The sequence below is a fragment of the uncultured Erythrobacter sp. genome (assembly GCF_947492365.1).
Taxonomy (GTDB): Bacteria; Pseudomonadota; Alphaproteobacteria; order Sphingomonadales; family Sphingomonadaceae; genus Erythrobacter.
Genome location: NZ_CANLMB010000001.1, coordinates 1,932,041 through 1,947,468, shown reverse-complemented (window position 1 = coordinate 1,947,468; position 15,428 = coordinate 1,932,041). Strand labels below are relative to the sequence as shown.

The following is a 15,428-nucleotide window of genomic DNA, read 5'->3' as shown; positions in this document are numbered from 1 at the left end:
GACCAGGCAGATGAAAAGAACATTCCTAGCAGGCGCGTCGATCCTTGCTCTTGGCGTGGCAAGCCCCGCGCTGGCGCAAAGCAATTCCAGCACCATTTCTCAAACGGGAACCGGCAGCACTCTTTCGGTGACGCAGGGCGGCCCCGATGGCGGCAATTCGTCGATCGTCGATCAGAGCGCGGACAATTCTTCGGTTACTGTCGAGCAGCAGGGTATCCTCATTACTGGCGCGACGGCCAACACCAATGCCAGCGACATCGATCAGGCGGGTGACGGCAACACCATCACCTCGTTCCAGATCGGGGACGAAAACACCTCCGCGATGACGCAAAGCGGTCTGACCAACACCACAAGCTTCACGCAGGCTGGTCTCGGCAACGATTCCGATATCGCACAATCCGGCTCGACCAACATGGCAACTGTCAATCAGGACAGCGATGGTTCGATTTCCAGCGTGACCCAAACCGGCAGTGCCGGGACGGTCGATGTCTTCCAGATCCTGAGCGGCAACGATTCTTCTGTGTCACAGGGCGGGACCAACGGTTCGGCCGATGTCGACCAGACCGGATCGGATAACACATCTTCAGTCACGCAGAGTGCGCTGAATCAGGTCGCGACCGTGTCGCAATCTTCCGATAACGGCGTCTCCACCGTCAACCAGTCACAGCGCGCCAACAACGCCAATGTCGAGCAGACCGCAGCGGACAATGTTTCGACTGTCATCCAAGACGGCGAAGAGGGCGATGTCGACGTAATCCAGTCGGGCGTGCTCAACACCAGCTTTGTCGATCAGGACAGCAACACCGACCGCGGTGTCGTGCTGATCACGCAAAGCGGCGACGGCAACGATTCGAGCGCGTTCCAGGATGATGACGATTCGACCATCACCCATACCCAGACGGGCGAAAACAACATCGCCGACACCTCGCAGCGTTCGGAGGACAGCGACAGCACGATCACCCAGAACGGTGATGACAATATCGCTACGGTTGTGCAGGGTCAGGTGTCTGGCGATCAGGTGAGCACGATCACTCAGGACGGCAGCCGGAACACGGCCAATGTCCTTCGTCAGGGAATCAACGCCTCGGGCCCGGCTGATGACAACAATACCAGCACCATTACCCAGAGCGGCGATGACAACTTTGCCAGCCTTGACCAGCCTGCAGAAAACAGCACGCACACGCTGACCCAGTCAGGCAATTTCAACTCCAGCACGACTGTCCTTGGTAGCGCGGCCAATTCCTTTGATGTCCCCTCGGGCAGCATCGTGACTATCCTTCAGGGGGGCAGCGACAACACTTCTAACGTAACCGCCTCGGGAGAAAACGGCACGGTGCTTGTCGACCAGCTTGGCGACAACAACACTTCAACAGCGACGCAGGCAGTCGGCAGTTCTGCGAACCTTGCCGACGTCAACCAGAACGGCGAGTTCGATGTGTCGACGGTCACTCAGTCGGATACGAACAACACCGCCACGGTGACTCAGTTCGGTATCGACCTCAATGCCAATATGCTCGCCAACACCAGCACGGTGACGCAATCGGGCGACCAGAACGATGCGACAGTCGATCAGATTGGTGATGAGAACACCTCGACTGTCACGCAGAGCGGCATGCTCAACAATGCAATCGTTCTGACCGGCGGGATCGGCAACGCATCGACGGTGACCCAAGGAGGGTCGGACAATCTCGCCGACGTCCTGCAGGATGGGGATGGCAACACATCAACCGCGTCTCAGACAGGCACCAATGGCGAGCTCGATATCGATCAATTGAGCGACAACAGCACGTCAACTGCGACCCAGACCGGTGATTTCAACTTTGCTGATGTTGAGCAGTTCGGCACCAATCAGACGTCGACTATCACTCAAAGCTCCACTGACAATGCCGGCGGGGCACTCAATGCGTCTGCTGCTGCTCAGGTCATACAATTCGGGGCGAACAATACAGCCACCATTGATCAGTCAGGCGGATTTGCCGATTTCTTCAATAATGCCGGGGGTCGGACATCCGGTCAGGTTGCGTTTGTCGGCCAGGATGGCGACGGGAACACTGGCATCATTACCCAGACCGGCAACAGCAATATCGGTCGGTTCAATCAATCCGGTGACGGAAACACCGCCTCTATCCTTCAGAGCGGTGATAACACCGATTCTTCGTTCAACCAGACCGGCAACAACAACACCGCCGAGGTGTTGATGTCTGGGATTTCAACCGCTGGAGGTATCACCTTCGCCCAGCCGAACCAAACCGGCGATGACAACTTCTCGCGGATCGATGATCAGGGCGTCGCCACCGGCTTCTTTACGCAGCAAACGCAGGCCATTCAGATCGGCAACAACAACTCGTCCAACGTTCTGAAATCGGGCACCGATAACGTCGCCTTCATCGACCAGATCGGCGATCGCAATGTATCGACAATAGTTCAAAATCCGGTGAGCTTCACGAACACTGCCGATATCAATCAGAACGGCGATGACGGAACCTCGGATGTCATCCAGGTTGGAACCAGCAACAATGCAACGCTCAATCAGGATGGGACGTTCAACAGTTCTTCCATCTTTCAGGACGGCACAAGCAATACCGCAACCGTCACTCAGGGCGGAATGGGTGACATGTCGAGCGTCTCGCAAATCGGCACCGGCAACGCCGTCACCGTGACTCAGAATTAGAACGCAGATTTAGAAGGGCACGCAGAATTGCCCGTCGCATGAATTGAACAGACGAATTTGAATGAAGAGGACCAAGACCATGAAAAAGACAATCCTAGCAGGCGCATCGATCCTTGCTCTCGGACTGGCCAGCCCGGCCTTCGCGCAGAGCACTTCGACCGTCACCCAGAACGGCACCGGCAACGCGGCCGACGTCACGCAAGAAAATGCGAACACGTCCGACATCAATCAGGTTGGCGACAACAATGACGCCGACGTGACCCAGACCGGTATCAACACCACGGGTAACGAAGTTGATATCGATCAGACTGCGACCGGTTCCAATACCGCGAATGTTATCCAGCAGGCAGGTTCAAACGGCTCGTTTGCCGATGTGATCCAGGACGGCACTTCTGACGGCAACACCGCCAATATCGACCAGGCGTCGACTCAGGTCGCATCGGCTGAAGTTACCCAGACGGACTCGCTCAATGGCTTCGCTGAAGTCTTCCAAGGTGGCGGGAACGGAATCGGCAACTTCACTGCGATCGTTCAAGGCGATAGCTCGCTTGTCGGTGGCACAGTTTCGGGCGCTACAAATGCCAGCTCGATCGTTCGTCAGGAAGGCGACAACAATGTTGCGCTGAACATCCAGACCGGGGCCGACCAGATCACCCTTATAGATCAGCTCACGGCTAGCTCGGGCAACGATGCAATCGTTTCGCAGGGTGCATTCGGCGGCAGCACCAACGATGCCTTCATTCTGCAGATCGGTGACGGCGATAGCGCTGAAATCGCTCAGAGCAGCGACGGCAACGACGCTGATATCGGCCAGGCAAACGGCACCGGCAACTTTGCCCTGATCGATCAGGGCTTTGTCGGCGGCGCAGGCGTTGGCGGTGACAACAACACCGCGAGCATCGCGCAGGACGGATCGGGCAACTTCAGCGCGATCTCGCAGAACGAGACGACCGCTGGCAGCGGCAATATCGCTGACGTGCTTCAGGCTGGCGACAACAATGTCAGCTTCGTTACGCAAGACGGAAGCACTCTGAGTGCAACGGTCAACCAGCTGACCGACGGGAACTTCTCGTCTGTCACGCAGGGCGGCACCGGCAACTCCATCACGGTGAACCAGTAGGACACCGATAGCCGGGCGGGCGGGGGGCTCGCCCGGCAACACATAAGCGGGACAAAAGATCCCGCACGCGAATGTGTCGCAATGAACAACATTCGAGAGGTTAGAACCATGAAGAAGACAATTCTCACAAGCGCATCGGTCCTCGCGCTTGCCGCAACCGCACCGCTTTTCGCCCAGGCAACCACACCGGCCGCTTGCGTCGGCGTCACAGGCAATTGCAGTGTTATCGACTCCACCGGCAGCGACAACGATGTCGCGGTGGATCAAACCGGCACGGGGAATGCTTCGGAAGTCATTCAGGACGCAATCGGCGCTGATGCCGATGTCGACCAGAACGGCACGGATAACCTCTCGAATATTGATCAACAGGATGACGGCGCTGCGCTGGCCGATCCGCTTGCGATCATCAATCAGGACGGGAACAGCAACGATTCCGACATTGATCAAACGGCAACTGGTGTCACCACCACTTTGTCTGCGGATGTCGATCAGGATGCGGATGGCAGTTCTTCCATTGTTGCGCAGGATGCCAGCGGCGGTGCGGATGGCGCCTTGATCGCAGATGTGACGCAGTCGAACGGCGCGACATCTTCGATCCTGCAGAGCACAACCAATGTGAACCCCACTACGGGTAGCGCGATCGTGTCGCAGGATGGCGCAAGCGAATCGCAGATCACCCAGATCATCAGCGGCACGAACAACGGCGCGGATGCAACCGTGACCCAAACGGGCGATGCCCACTTCTCGCGCATCGACCAGACAGCCAGCGCCCGCTCGCAAACGGCGACTGTCACGCAATCGGGCTTCGACAATTCGTCAGAGATCGATCAGGTGGCGGCTAGCGGCGGCACAGCCACGGTCATGCAATCCGGCACGGGCGGCACATCGACCATCACGCAGGATCGCTTCAGCCTGACCGCGACTGTCAATCAGGACGGCGTCGACAACAATTCCGACATCATCCAGGACGGCGCATTCTCGGCCCGTGTCACAGTCAACCAGAACCTGCTCAATATCTCCGGCGGCAACAACACGTCTTTCGTGCAGGTCGGTCCTGCCAATGGCGGCGTCGATATCGACACAGTGATTATACAGGAAGGGTCGAACAACACCTCGGCCGTCAATCAGGAAAATGTTAGCCGCGCCGATGTCAACGTAACTCAAAATGGCGACGGCAATATGAGCTTCGTCGATCAGCTGGCAGGCGGCGACACGATGTTTGCCGATGTCACGCAGAACGGTGACAACAATGTCGGTGAGATTGTGCAGACCGGTGATGCCGGTTCGGGCAATGATGGCGGCGGTAATCCGCGCGCCAACCGTGCCGAGCTGATCCAGTCCGGTGACGGCTCCTTCGCCGGTATTTTGCAGAGCGACAATGCACGCGGCGATGTCGCGGTCATTTTCCAGGGCGCGGCTTCGAGCAACGGCAATGCGGCGATCACCCAGACAGGTGACGCGGCTGCAGGCGACCCGATCAGCGCCAACGAGGCTCTGATCGAACAGCAAAGCGGCGACGGGAATGCCGCCTTCACTGCCCAGAGCGGAACGGGCAATAATTCCGAGACGTTCCAGGCGGGCGACGGTAACTTCTCCGATGTCGGCCAGAGCGGAACCTCGGGCCTGTTCCTCGCAAGTCAGACCGGAAATAACAACACCAACACCGCGACACAGACCGCCGCGAACAATATCGGTGATGTTGAGCAAACCGGCGACAACAACACCTCGATTGTCACCCAGACCGGGGATGATGCGAGCGCGGACATCACTCAGATGTCCGCCAACAGCTTTTCCGAAGTGACTCAATCAGGCGTTGGCGATGAGGCAATTGTCGAGCAGAGCGGTGATAATCAGCAATCCACGATTACTCAATCGTCACCGACGGGCACTGCTGGAGCGCTCGTAATTCAGGCCGGCGCGGACAACGTTGCCGATGTGAACCAATCCGCCGTTCAGGGTGCCATCGGCTTTGGACTGCCAGGAATTGGCGGGAGCCCGGTGGCTCGTGTCAACCAGGATGGCACCGCCAATATGGCTGATGTCGATCAGACGGGCAGCGCCAACGCATCGAACACTACGCAGTTGGGAGATCGTAACGAGCTCACCGTTCTCCAGGACGGCGTCAACACTTTGGCCTCCATCACTCAAAGCAACTCTGACGACAACGTCGCCTCGATCACCCAATCCACGACCAATGGCCCGGGAGGATTGGCCACTGCTACGATCACCCAGCTTGGAGATCGCAACGATGGCACAATTCTGCAGGACGGCGATGCAACCGGCTTCTTCAGCACCAATGCAACCATCGATCAGAGGGGTGATGACAATGTTGCCTCCGCTACGCAGTCAGGAACCGATGACCGGGCATTCATTACCCAGATCGGCAATGAAAACGGATCGACAGTCACGCAGAATGTAGGCGGTGTCAGCAATCTGGCGACCACGGATCAAAACGGAACAGAGGGTATGTCGCTGATCGATCAGTCTGGCACCACCAACCAGGCTACATTGACGCAGCTGGCTGGTTCATCGCTGGCGGTTTCTAGCATCACGCAGGACGGCACTTCGAATGTCGCCGATGTCACGCAAGGCGGAATGGGCGACATGTCGACCATCAGCCAGACCGGCGTGGGCAACATGACCACGGTCACGCAGGGCACGCCCTGATCACGATTGATCCTGACCGGCGGAGCAGGAGGCTCTGCCGGTCAGGTTCCGAACTTACCGGAAGGCTCCGGTACGAATACAAAGCCGCATCGGGCGGCAAACGAAGAGGCAGGCTACGATGAAAAAGATCATTCTCACAAGCGCATCGGCTCTGGCGTTCACCGCCGCCGCACCGCTTTTCGCTCAAGCAGTGGTTCCGCCCGCATGTGTCGGCGTCACGGGAAATTGCTCTGTGATTGATTCCACCGGCACAGGCGTGACCGCCAATGTTGATCAGAGCGGCGGCACCGGCAACGTTTCCGATGTGGTGCAGGACGGCGACACGCTTACCGCTACCGTCGATCAGGATGCGGATGGCAATATCTCGAACATCGATCAGACCACGCCCGGTGTTGGCGCTACCGATCTGACCGCGACTGTCACCCAGGCAGGCGGGGCAGACTCGGTCGTGAGCCAGTCGGCAGGCGGCCTGAATTCGGGTATTATGTCGGCAACGGTCACTCAGAACGGAGCGAGCGCATCAGACATTGCGCAGACCACTGCCAACGAAACCGCAAACAACTTTGTCGCGACGGTCAATCAGACTGGTGATGGTCATTCCTCGATTATCAGTCAGGCCGATCTTGGTGGCGGTCTCAATGATGGTGATCTGACGACGACTGTAACACAAACCGGCGCAGGCAATTCTTCGGATGTCAGCCAGTTCAATCGTCAGAACACCGCGACAATTATCCAGTCAGGCAATGACAGTTCTTCGACTGTCGTTCAGTCCTCGATTACGGGGCGCCAGAACACGGCGAATGTGACGCAAACCGGCGATGACGGTGTCTCGAATGTTGAGCAGCAAGGTCGCAGCAACCTTACGACGCTCAATCAATCGGGAACCGGCAATGAATCCGACGTGTTCCAGGACGATGCAGGCGCCGTTGGCCAGACCGCAACGATCACACAAACCGGTTCGGGCAACTTTACGGGTATATTCCAGGATGGCCGCAATCCGGGTCCCGATGATGGCAACAACTTTGCCACTATCACTCAAGATGGTGACAATGGTTTTGCAACTGTAGAGCAGGTCGATCAGGCTCGCGGAGACACCGCAACGATCACGCAGAGCGCTGGCACAGACGGTGCGGATGCGGGCATCGTTCAAACCGGCGATGCGGTTGACGGCGCTCCTGCCACAGCCAGCGTTGCCACAATCAATCAGACCAGCGGCACGAACAACTTCTCGTTCATCGTGCAAGGTGACACTTCCGCATTTGGAGGCGTCACTGGCGGGGCGAATGATGCGACCGCAACCTCCAATCAGGCAGGCGACAATCTGTCATCGCTGATCGTTCAGGGCGGCGCGACGCAGGTCGCTTTTGTCGACCAAATCGGTGATGGCAATGAAAGCACAGTTGTTCAGGGTGACTTTGGCGGCGCGAGCGGCGATACCAATGTCGATCAGGACGGTAACAACGGCACTTCGCTGGTGTTCCAGAATAGCGACAGCAGCGATGCAGACCTCTTCCAGATCGGCGAAGGCAACTTCAGCGCAATTGACCAGGGCTTCGCTGGCGGTGCTGGAACTGGCGCCGACGGCAATGTCGCCGATGTCACGCAAGGCGGCGACGATAACTTCAGCGAAGTGACCCAGAACCTCGCAACTGCGGGCGGGCTCAACATGGCGACCGTTCTTCAGGATGGTAATGACAACACCAGCTTCATTGAACAGGAAGGCACCAGCAACTCTGCCAATGTCATGCAGGCTCTCGATGGAAACACATCGAGCGTGTTCCAAGACGGGACCGGCAACACGGTGACAGTCACGCAGGGCATGTAATCAGGCCCCGTTCATTCGGCCGGGCGCATTGCTGCGCTTCGCCACAAGAGCTTTCGGGAGGGTTGCTAGGCGCGCCCTCCCGATCGACCAAGAAATCGAGTATGATGTGACCATGAAGTCGACTTTTGCTAACCTGACCGGCCGGAATGGCCTGCTTACTGGCACTGTGCTGGCAGCGGCGCTCATCTCGGCACCGCTCGCCGCGCAGTCGAACAGCGTCTTCATCGATCAAATCGGCACCGGAAACACGATCGAGCTCGACCAGTCGGCGGGCACTACGCAAAGCGCTACGGTGGATCAGGACGGGTCTGGCAATCTCGCCAATATCGAACAGCGCGACAGCGGCGATGATAGCGCCTCTGTAGAGCAGAGCGGCGACGACAACGAAATGGCTGTGCTGCAGGAAGGCGATGGCGACGTTGAATTGTCCCTCGCGCAGCTGGGCAATGGCAACAGCGCCGATATCTATCAGAACAATCCCGGCGGGCTCGGCTCGCTTGCGGAGATCGTCCAGAACGGCAATGGCAACACGATTACACTGGCGCAGGACGGCAGTGACAATCAGGCGACGCTGACGCAGACCGGTGATGCCAATGCGATGACCGCCACCCAGCTCAGCGACGGCAACCGCCTTGAATGGACCCAGAACGGAACCGGCCTGTCCGATCTCAACATCGTCCAGACCGGCGGCGCGGTGGCAATCATCTCGCAGTCGAACTGAGCGGAGGGCAGGTGCTGAGCAAACACACCCGCCTCTTCGCCGCCTCGGCCAGTCTGGCCTGCATCGCACTCGCCGCCGCGACCGGCGCGCTGGCGCAATCGAACACGCAAGCCCAATCGGTCTATGTCGAGCAAGCGCCGACCGGTCAAAGCACTGCCGCGCAGGCCCCTGCACAGATCGAAGACCAGTCTTCCAAAGTCTACTTCCCCGACGCGATCACGCCCGACAGCGTGGCCCGCGCGCGGTCCGCCCAATCGCAGCAATTGCCGGCCAGCGATGCTCCGCAGGAAGAAGTCGCGCAGCTTTCCGACGGCAATTCATCGCAGGCGCTCGCGCAACTTTCCGCGGCTGAACGGCAGGTTCTGCTCGAAGCGGTTGAAGGCACCGATATTTGCGACCGCGGCAGCGACATTCCCGCTTTGCAGGAATTGTGCGCCCGGCGGATCGAAACCCGCTCGGCTGACTTTGCACAGGCGGACAGCGGCTCGGCTGAAGACAGTCTGCTGGGCGGCGGGCTCGATAGCGAACGCGTGGCGACGCTCGAGGCGGCGATCAACCGACTGTCGCGCAACACCGGCAATTCGAACAATTTCTCCAATCAGGTGATCGCTTCCGTAGCGCTCGGCAATCAGACGTTAAGCGACAGTCAGGCAACCGATGCAGAGGGCGATCCGAACGGCGAGCTATCGCAGGAAACGCAGGCTCTGGTCGCTGCAATCGTCCAGCAATTGGGCGGGAACTGAGGAGAGCGAAAATGCGCAATCTTGCCAAGGGAATGGCTGCAACCGCCATCGCGCTGGCATTCGGCACAGCCGGAAGCGCGCATTCGGAGACCACGCGCGCTCTAACGCTCGATGTCGAAGAGAGCGGCGACATGGTCGAAATCCAGCTCGTCGCCAATTCGCCGGTAACGCAGCAAGTCGAGTATGAGCTCGAACTGGTCGGCGGCTCGCGCTCTCGGCACAGCGGCAATACCAGCATTGCTGCAGGCGATCGCCACGTGCTCTCGCGTCTGAGGACCAATATCGGCGATGGCTGGTGCGCAACGGTCGAAGTGACCGAAGCGAGCGGCCAAAGCTACACGCTCACTGCTGGCGATTGCTGAGCGCGCGGAGTATTTCCCCCTAAAAGCCGCATTTCCGCATATTTTTCCTGACAAGCTGTCGCTACGCGATTGACGTGCGGCGATGCTTGGGCAAGACACGAAGCGCCTGCCGGGAGTGATTCCGGCGTCTTTCGCGGGAGAGACTTGGCCCTTTTTGCAAGGGGGCTCGGCGCCGAAGGAGCAACCGCCCCGGAAACTCTCAGGCAAACGGACCGCGTCACGGCACAGGCACTCTGGAAAGCGCGGCGGGCTATGCCTGCTGCCACCGAAGGGGAAGGCGCCGGCTTGTGACATAGCCATCGCTAAGCTCTCAGGTTTTCCCGACAGAGGGGGCAGGAACGATGCTTTGATCGTGAGGCGTCGAATACCTGTTCGGGAAACTGATTTTGAGCGACGACCAGATAGACGAAGAAACTCCCGAGCTTGGCACTTTGCCGCTCGATGCATGGCACCGTGCAAAGGGCGCGCGTATGGTGCCGTTTGCCGGCTATGAAATGCCGATCCAATATGCCGGAGAGCATGGCGGGATCGTGGGTGAACACAATTGGACGCGCGAGAATGCGGGCCTGTTCGATGTCTCGCATATGGGTCAGCTCTTGCTGTCGGGCGATGGGCTGGATGCAGCGGTCGAGGCTATTCTTCCGATCGACTTGTCGACCCTGAAGCTGGGCCGACAGCGCTATTCACTGCTGCTCGACGAGCATGGCGGGGTGCTTGATGATCTGATGGTATCGCGCTGGCCGAACCACCTCTATCTCGTCGTCAACGGCGCGTGTAAATATGACGATATCGGCTATCTGCGCGAACATCTGCCCGACGAGATCACGCTGCACCATATGGAAGATCAGGCGCTGCTGGCCTTGCAGGGTCCGAAAGCGGCCGACGCTCTGGCGCGCCATGCGAGCGGCGAATATTCGCTTTCCGATCTAACCTTCATGCGCTTTGGCCAGTTTCAGCTTGGTGGTCACGATGTGACGATTGCGCGCGCTGGATATACTGGCGAGGACGGGTTCGAGATTTCGCTGCCCGCCAGCGCCGCTGCGGAAGTCGCAGACCTGCTTTGCGGCGAGCCCGAAGTTCTGCCCATCGGCTTGGGCGCGCGCGACAGTCTGCGTCTTGAGGCGGGATTGCCGCTTTATGGCCACGATCTTTCGCCCGAAATCAGTCCCATCGAAGCGGGCCTGATATTCGGCATCAACAAGCGTCGCCGCAGCGAAGGCGGATTTATGGGCGCAGAACGGATTTGCCGCGAGATCACCGAAGGAACTGCACGCAAATGCGTTGGCCTTGCGATCGATGGCCGCATGCCCGCGCGCGAAGGGGCCGAAGTCTATGCAGGCGACACCAAGGTTGGCACCGTGACCAGCGGCGGCTTCTCGCCCACGCTCGGCCACCCGATTGCGATGGCCTATGTCGATACACAGCACGCCTTGGAAGGCACAGAACTGACCTGCGAAGTGCGCAAGAAGCGCCTTCCAGCCACCGTTACACCCATGCCGTTTGTCCCGCATAATTATTACAGGGGGAATTGATCAATGCCGCGTTACTTTACCGATGAACATGAATGGATCGACGTCGAAGGCGACAGCGCCACCGTCGGCATCACCGACTATGCGCAGGAGCAATTGGGCGACATCGTCTTTGTCGAACTGCCCGATGTAGGCTCGATGCTCGACAAGGGCGGCGATGCTGCTGTGGTCGAAAGCGTCAAGGCCGCCAGCGACGTCTACGCTCCGATCAGCGGCGAAGTGACCGAAGGCAACGGCGCACTCGAAGATGAGCCCGCTTTGGTCAATTCCTCGCCAGAAGAAGATGGCTGGTTCTTCCGCATGACAATCGGCGACAAGTCCGAACTCGAAGGCCTGATGGACGACAAAGGCTACAAGGCGTTCGTCGACAATCTGTGATGCTGCGCGCGGTCGCCTTTGCTGGTTTGTCCCTGATGCTCGGCGGTTGTGCGCTCTCTAAGCCAGACGATGTGTACTCCGTCGAGGAGGTTTTGGCTGATATCAGTTCGTCGCAAAGCGAATTGGATGGAAAGACAGTCTCCGTGCACGGCTGGCTTGGCGAATGTTACGGAACAAACTGCGCAATCTTCAGCAATCTCGAGGATGCCGAGAAAGTCGCGGCATACCGGGAGCTCCCGGATGAAGAATGGATGCCAGCTTTTGATCGGAGCCTAAGTGTGGGATCCAATGATGGTTTCGATGCTTCCGCGTTACTAATGCAGTTCAACGAAGTCGTGATCGTCGGCGAGATCAACGCGCAGTGGCGCAAACCGCCGGACGAAAGTGGAATTCAGTTCGGTTGCCTTGATCGCTGTGACGACATTCGACCGCAATCCGTACGCAAGATCATATTTTAGGAAAAGTTATGCGTTACCTTCCACTGACCGATACCGACCGCAGCGAGATGCTTGAGCGCGTCGGTGCGTCTTCGATTGACGATCTGTTCGTCGATGTTCCCGCTTTCGCGCAGCTCGACGGGCCTATCCGCGAATTGCCGATGCATGCGTCGGAGATGGCGGTTGAACGCCATATGCGCGCGCGCGCGGCGAAGAACCTCGCTGCGGGTGATGCACCGTTCTTCCTTGGCGCAGGGGCCTATCGCCATCATGTTCCGGCGAGTGTCGATCACATCATTCAGCGCGGCGAGTTTCTGACCGCCTACACGCCCTACCAGCCCGAGATTGCGCAGGGCACGCTGCAGATGCTGTTCGAATTCCAGACGCAGGTTGCGCGGCTCTATGGCTGCGCGGTCGCCAATGCCTCGCTCTATGACGGATCGACGGCGTGCTGGGAGGCGGTTGCGATGGCGACCCGCGTTACGCGGCGCAAACGCGCGGTGCTTTCTGGCGCGCTCCACCCGCATTATGCCGAAGTGGTGCGGACGATGGCGCACTTCACAGGTGACACAATCGCCGATGCCCAGCCTGCGATGCAGGCCGAACCCGATAGCGCCGGGATCATCGCGCGGATCGACGACGAGACGGCCTGCGTCGTGGTGCAATATCCCGACATTCTCGGCCGGATTACCGATCTGGCTCCGATTGCTGAGGCCGCGCATGCAAAAGGCGCGCTGCTGGTGGTTGTGAATACCGAGCCGGTTGCCTTGGGTGCGATCAAGTCGCCGGGTGAGCAAGGCGCGGATATTGTCGTAGGCGAAGGCCAGTCAATCGGCGTCGGCTTGCAATTTGGTGGGCCGTATCTTGGCCTGTTCGCGGTGCGCGATCCCAAACATGTGCGCCAGATGCCCGGTCGGCTCTGCGGCGAGACGCAGGATGCAGAGGGCAAGCGCGGATATGTGCTCACGCTTTCAACCCGCGAGCAGCACATTCGCCGCGAGAAGGCGACTTCGAATATCTGCACCAATTCCGGCCTCTGCGCACTTGCATTCAGCGCGCATATGACGCTGCTCGGTGAGCGGGGCTTGCGCGAACTGGCAGCGGAGAACCACCGGCTCGCCTGCATTGCAGCGGACCGGCTGGCCGAGGTGCCGGGCGTGCGCGTGCTCAACAATGCGTTCTTCAACGAGTTTACACTGCTGCTAGACGGCAGGCCCGCGCGCGAGATCGTGCGCAAACTGGCGGATCGCGGCATTCTGGGCGGGGTGTCGCTCGGGCGACTCTATCCGTGTGTCGAGGCGCTGGAGCAGGCGCTGTTGGTTGCTGTCACCGAGACAACAACCGAGGAAGATATCGAGGCGCTTGCAGCCGCAATTGCCTCGCTGGTCGGGGAGAATGCAGCATGAGCACCCCCAACAAATCCGGCTGGAAACCTGAAATGACCGTTGCCGAGGATGGCATGCACAACGGTCCCAGCACGACCACAGGCAACCGCGCGCTGATGCTCGAAGAGCCGCTGCTGTTCGAGGTTGGTCAGGCTGAGATTACCGGCGTTGACCTTCCGCCGCTCGACCCGTCAGCGCCCACGCGTCTGGGCGGACTTGCACGCAGCGAGCCGATTGGCCTTGTTGGCCTGACCGAGCCCGAGGCGACTCGCCACTACACCCGCCTCAGCCGCCAGAATTTCGGGATCGACCTTGGTTTCTTCCCGCTCGGCAGTTGCACGATGAAGCACAATCCGCGCCTCAACGAGAAAGTCGCGCGGATGCCGGGCTTTGCCGATATTCACCCGCTTGCCCCGAAGCAGAGCGTGCAGGGTGCATTGCAAGTGATCCACGAGCTGGGTGACTGGCTGTGCAAACTCACCGGCATGCCGTCGGTTGCGATGAGCCCCAAAGCGGGCGCGCATGGCGAGCTGTGCGGGATCCTCGCGATCCGCGCAGCCCACGAAGCGCGCGGCGATGCGCGCGAGGTCGTGCTTGTGCCCGAAAGCGCGCATGGCACCAATCCGGCCACTGCCGCCTTTGCGGGATACAAAGTAGAAGACATTCCCGCGACCGCTGAAGGCCGCGTCGATGTCGAGGCGCTCAAAGCACGGCTTGGTCCGGACGTCGCAGCGGTGATGATCACCAATCCCAACACTTGCGGGTTGTTCGAGAAGGATTTCCGCACAATCGCCGATGCGGTCCATGAAGCGGGCGGCTACGTCTATTGCGACGGCGCGAATTTCAACGCCATTGTGGGCCGCGTGCGTCCCGGCGACCTCGGCGTCGATGCGATGCATATCAATCTGCATAAGACCTTCTCCACCCCTCATGGCGGCGGCGGACCGGGTTCAGGGCCGGTGGTCTTCTCTGAAGCGCTCGCGCCTTTCGCGCCGCTGCCCTTCGTCCGCGAGGCGGGCGACGGGACATTCGAACTGGTCGAGGAGGAACAGCGCGAAGCCACTCGGGCGAACGCCTTTGGCCGTATGACGGCGTTCCACGGCCAGATCGGCATGTTTACCCGCGCGCTGACCTATATGCTCAGCCACGGTGCTGACGGCTTGAAACAGGTGTCGGAAGACGCGGTGCTCAATGCCAATTACATCCTGCGCTCGATGGAGGATGTGCTGCATGCGCCCTTTGCCGATAGCGGCCCTTGCATGCACGAGGCGCTGTTCGGCGATAAGGACTTTGCTGGCGGGCTATCGACGCTCGATCTGGCCAAGGGACTGATCGACGAAGGCTATCACCCGATGACGGTCTATTTCCCGCTGGTGGTGCACGGCGCAATGCTGGTCGAGCCGACCGAGACAGAGAGCAAGGCGGCGATTGACCAGTTCATCACCGCATTCCGCTCGCTGGTCGAACGCGCGAAGGCGGGTGACGAGAGCCTCAAGCAAGCGCCATACTACGCGCCGCGTCGCCGCCTCGATGAAACCGCTGCCGCACGCAAGCCCAAGCTGGCGTGGGAGCCTGAGCAAGAGGCCTGAT

At 59.5% G+C, this 15,428-nt stretch carries 12 protein-coding genes and 1 riboswitch; all 12 genes read left to right on the top strand.

Annotated elements, in window-relative coordinates; all coding sequences use genetic code 11:
* The first annotated feature begins 10 nt into the window (after positions 1-10).
* The 12 genes from Q0887_RS09275 (at position 11) to gcvPB (ending at position 15,427) form a co-directional block, all read left to right on the top strand.
* Positions 11-2,671: a hypothetical protein gene (locus Q0887_RS09275; RefSeq protein WP_299194223.1), complete on the top strand. Its 2,661-nt coding sequence runs from the start codon at positions 11-13 to the stop codon at positions 2,669-2,671.
* A 79-nt stretch (positions 2,672-2,750) separates the two neighbouring features.
* Positions 2,751-3,791, top strand: coding sequence for a hypothetical protein (locus Q0887_RS09270; RefSeq protein ID WP_299194222.1), 1,041 nt, complete (start codon positions 2,751-2,753; stop codon positions 3,789-3,791).
* Positions 3,792-3,899: 108 nt separating this feature from the next.
* A complete protein-coding gene (locus tag Q0887_RS09265) occupies positions 3,900-6,458 on the top strand; it encodes a hypothetical protein (protein ID WP_299194220.1) in 2,559 nt (852 codons plus the stop codon).
* Positions 6,459-6,576: 118 nt separating this feature from the next.
* On the top strand, positions 6,577-8,283 hold the full coding sequence (locus Q0887_RS09260; RefSeq protein WP_299194218.1) for a hypothetical protein: 1,707 nt from the start codon (positions 6,577-6,579) through the stop codon (positions 8,281-8,283).
* A gap of 112 nt (positions 8,284-8,395) precedes the next feature.
* The gene (locus Q0887_RS09255; RefSeq protein ID WP_299194216.1) at positions 8,396-9,004 is read left to right on the top strand and encodes a hypothetical protein; all 609 of its coding nucleotides are present in this window, start codon (positions 8,396-8,398) and stop codon (positions 9,002-9,004) included.
* Between the two features lie 11 nt (positions 9,005-9,015).
* Positions 9,016-9,747, top strand: coding sequence for a hypothetical protein (locus tag Q0887_RS09250; RefSeq protein ID WP_299194214.1), 732 nt, complete (start codon positions 9,016-9,018; stop codon positions 9,745-9,747).
* A gap of 11 nt (positions 9,748-9,758) precedes the next feature.
* Positions 9,759-10,109 carry a curli-like amyloid fiber formation chaperone CsgH gene (gene csgH / locus Q0887_RS09245; RefSeq protein WP_299194212.1) on the top strand — a complete coding sequence of 117 codons (351 nt, stop codon included), beginning with the start codon at positions 9,759-9,761 and terminating at the stop codon, positions 10,107-10,109.
* 124 nt (positions 10,110-10,233) lie between these two features.
* Positions 10,234-10,334: riboswitch (glycine riboswitch) on the top strand.
* 161 nt (positions 10,335-10,495) lie between these two features.
* Entirely contained in the window at positions 10,496-11,641 is a 1,146-nt protein-coding gene (gcvT, locus tag Q0887_RS09240) for a glycine cleavage system aminomethyltransferase GcvT (protein WP_299194210.1), read from the top strand.
* 3 nt (positions 11,642-11,644) lie between these two features.
* Entirely contained in the window at positions 11,645-12,016 is a 372-nt protein-coding gene (gcvH, locus tag Q0887_RS09235) for a glycine cleavage system protein GcvH (protein ID WP_299194208.1), read from the top strand.
* Positions 12,016-12,474, top strand: a complete 459-nt coding sequence (locus Q0887_RS09230; protein WP_299194207.1) for a hypothetical protein — start codon at positions 12,016-12,018, stop codon at positions 12,472-12,474. The genes gcvH and Q0887_RS09230 overlap by 1 nt, the downstream gene beginning before the upstream one ends.
* Before the next feature lie 8 nt (positions 12,475-12,482).
* On the top strand, positions 12,483-13,859 hold the full coding sequence (gene gcvPA, locus Q0887_RS09225; RefSeq protein ID WP_299194205.1) for an aminomethyl-transferring glycine dehydrogenase subunit GcvPA: 1,377 nt from the start codon (positions 12,483-12,485) through the stop codon (positions 13,857-13,859).
* A gap of 32 nt (positions 13,860-13,891) precedes the next feature.
* A complete protein-coding gene (gene gcvPB / locus Q0887_RS09220) occupies positions 13,892-15,427 on the top strand; it encodes an aminomethyl-transferring glycine dehydrogenase subunit GcvPB (protein ID WP_299195304.1) in 1,536 nt (511 codons plus the stop codon).
* The last annotated feature ends 1 nt before the right edge of the window (position 15,428 follow it).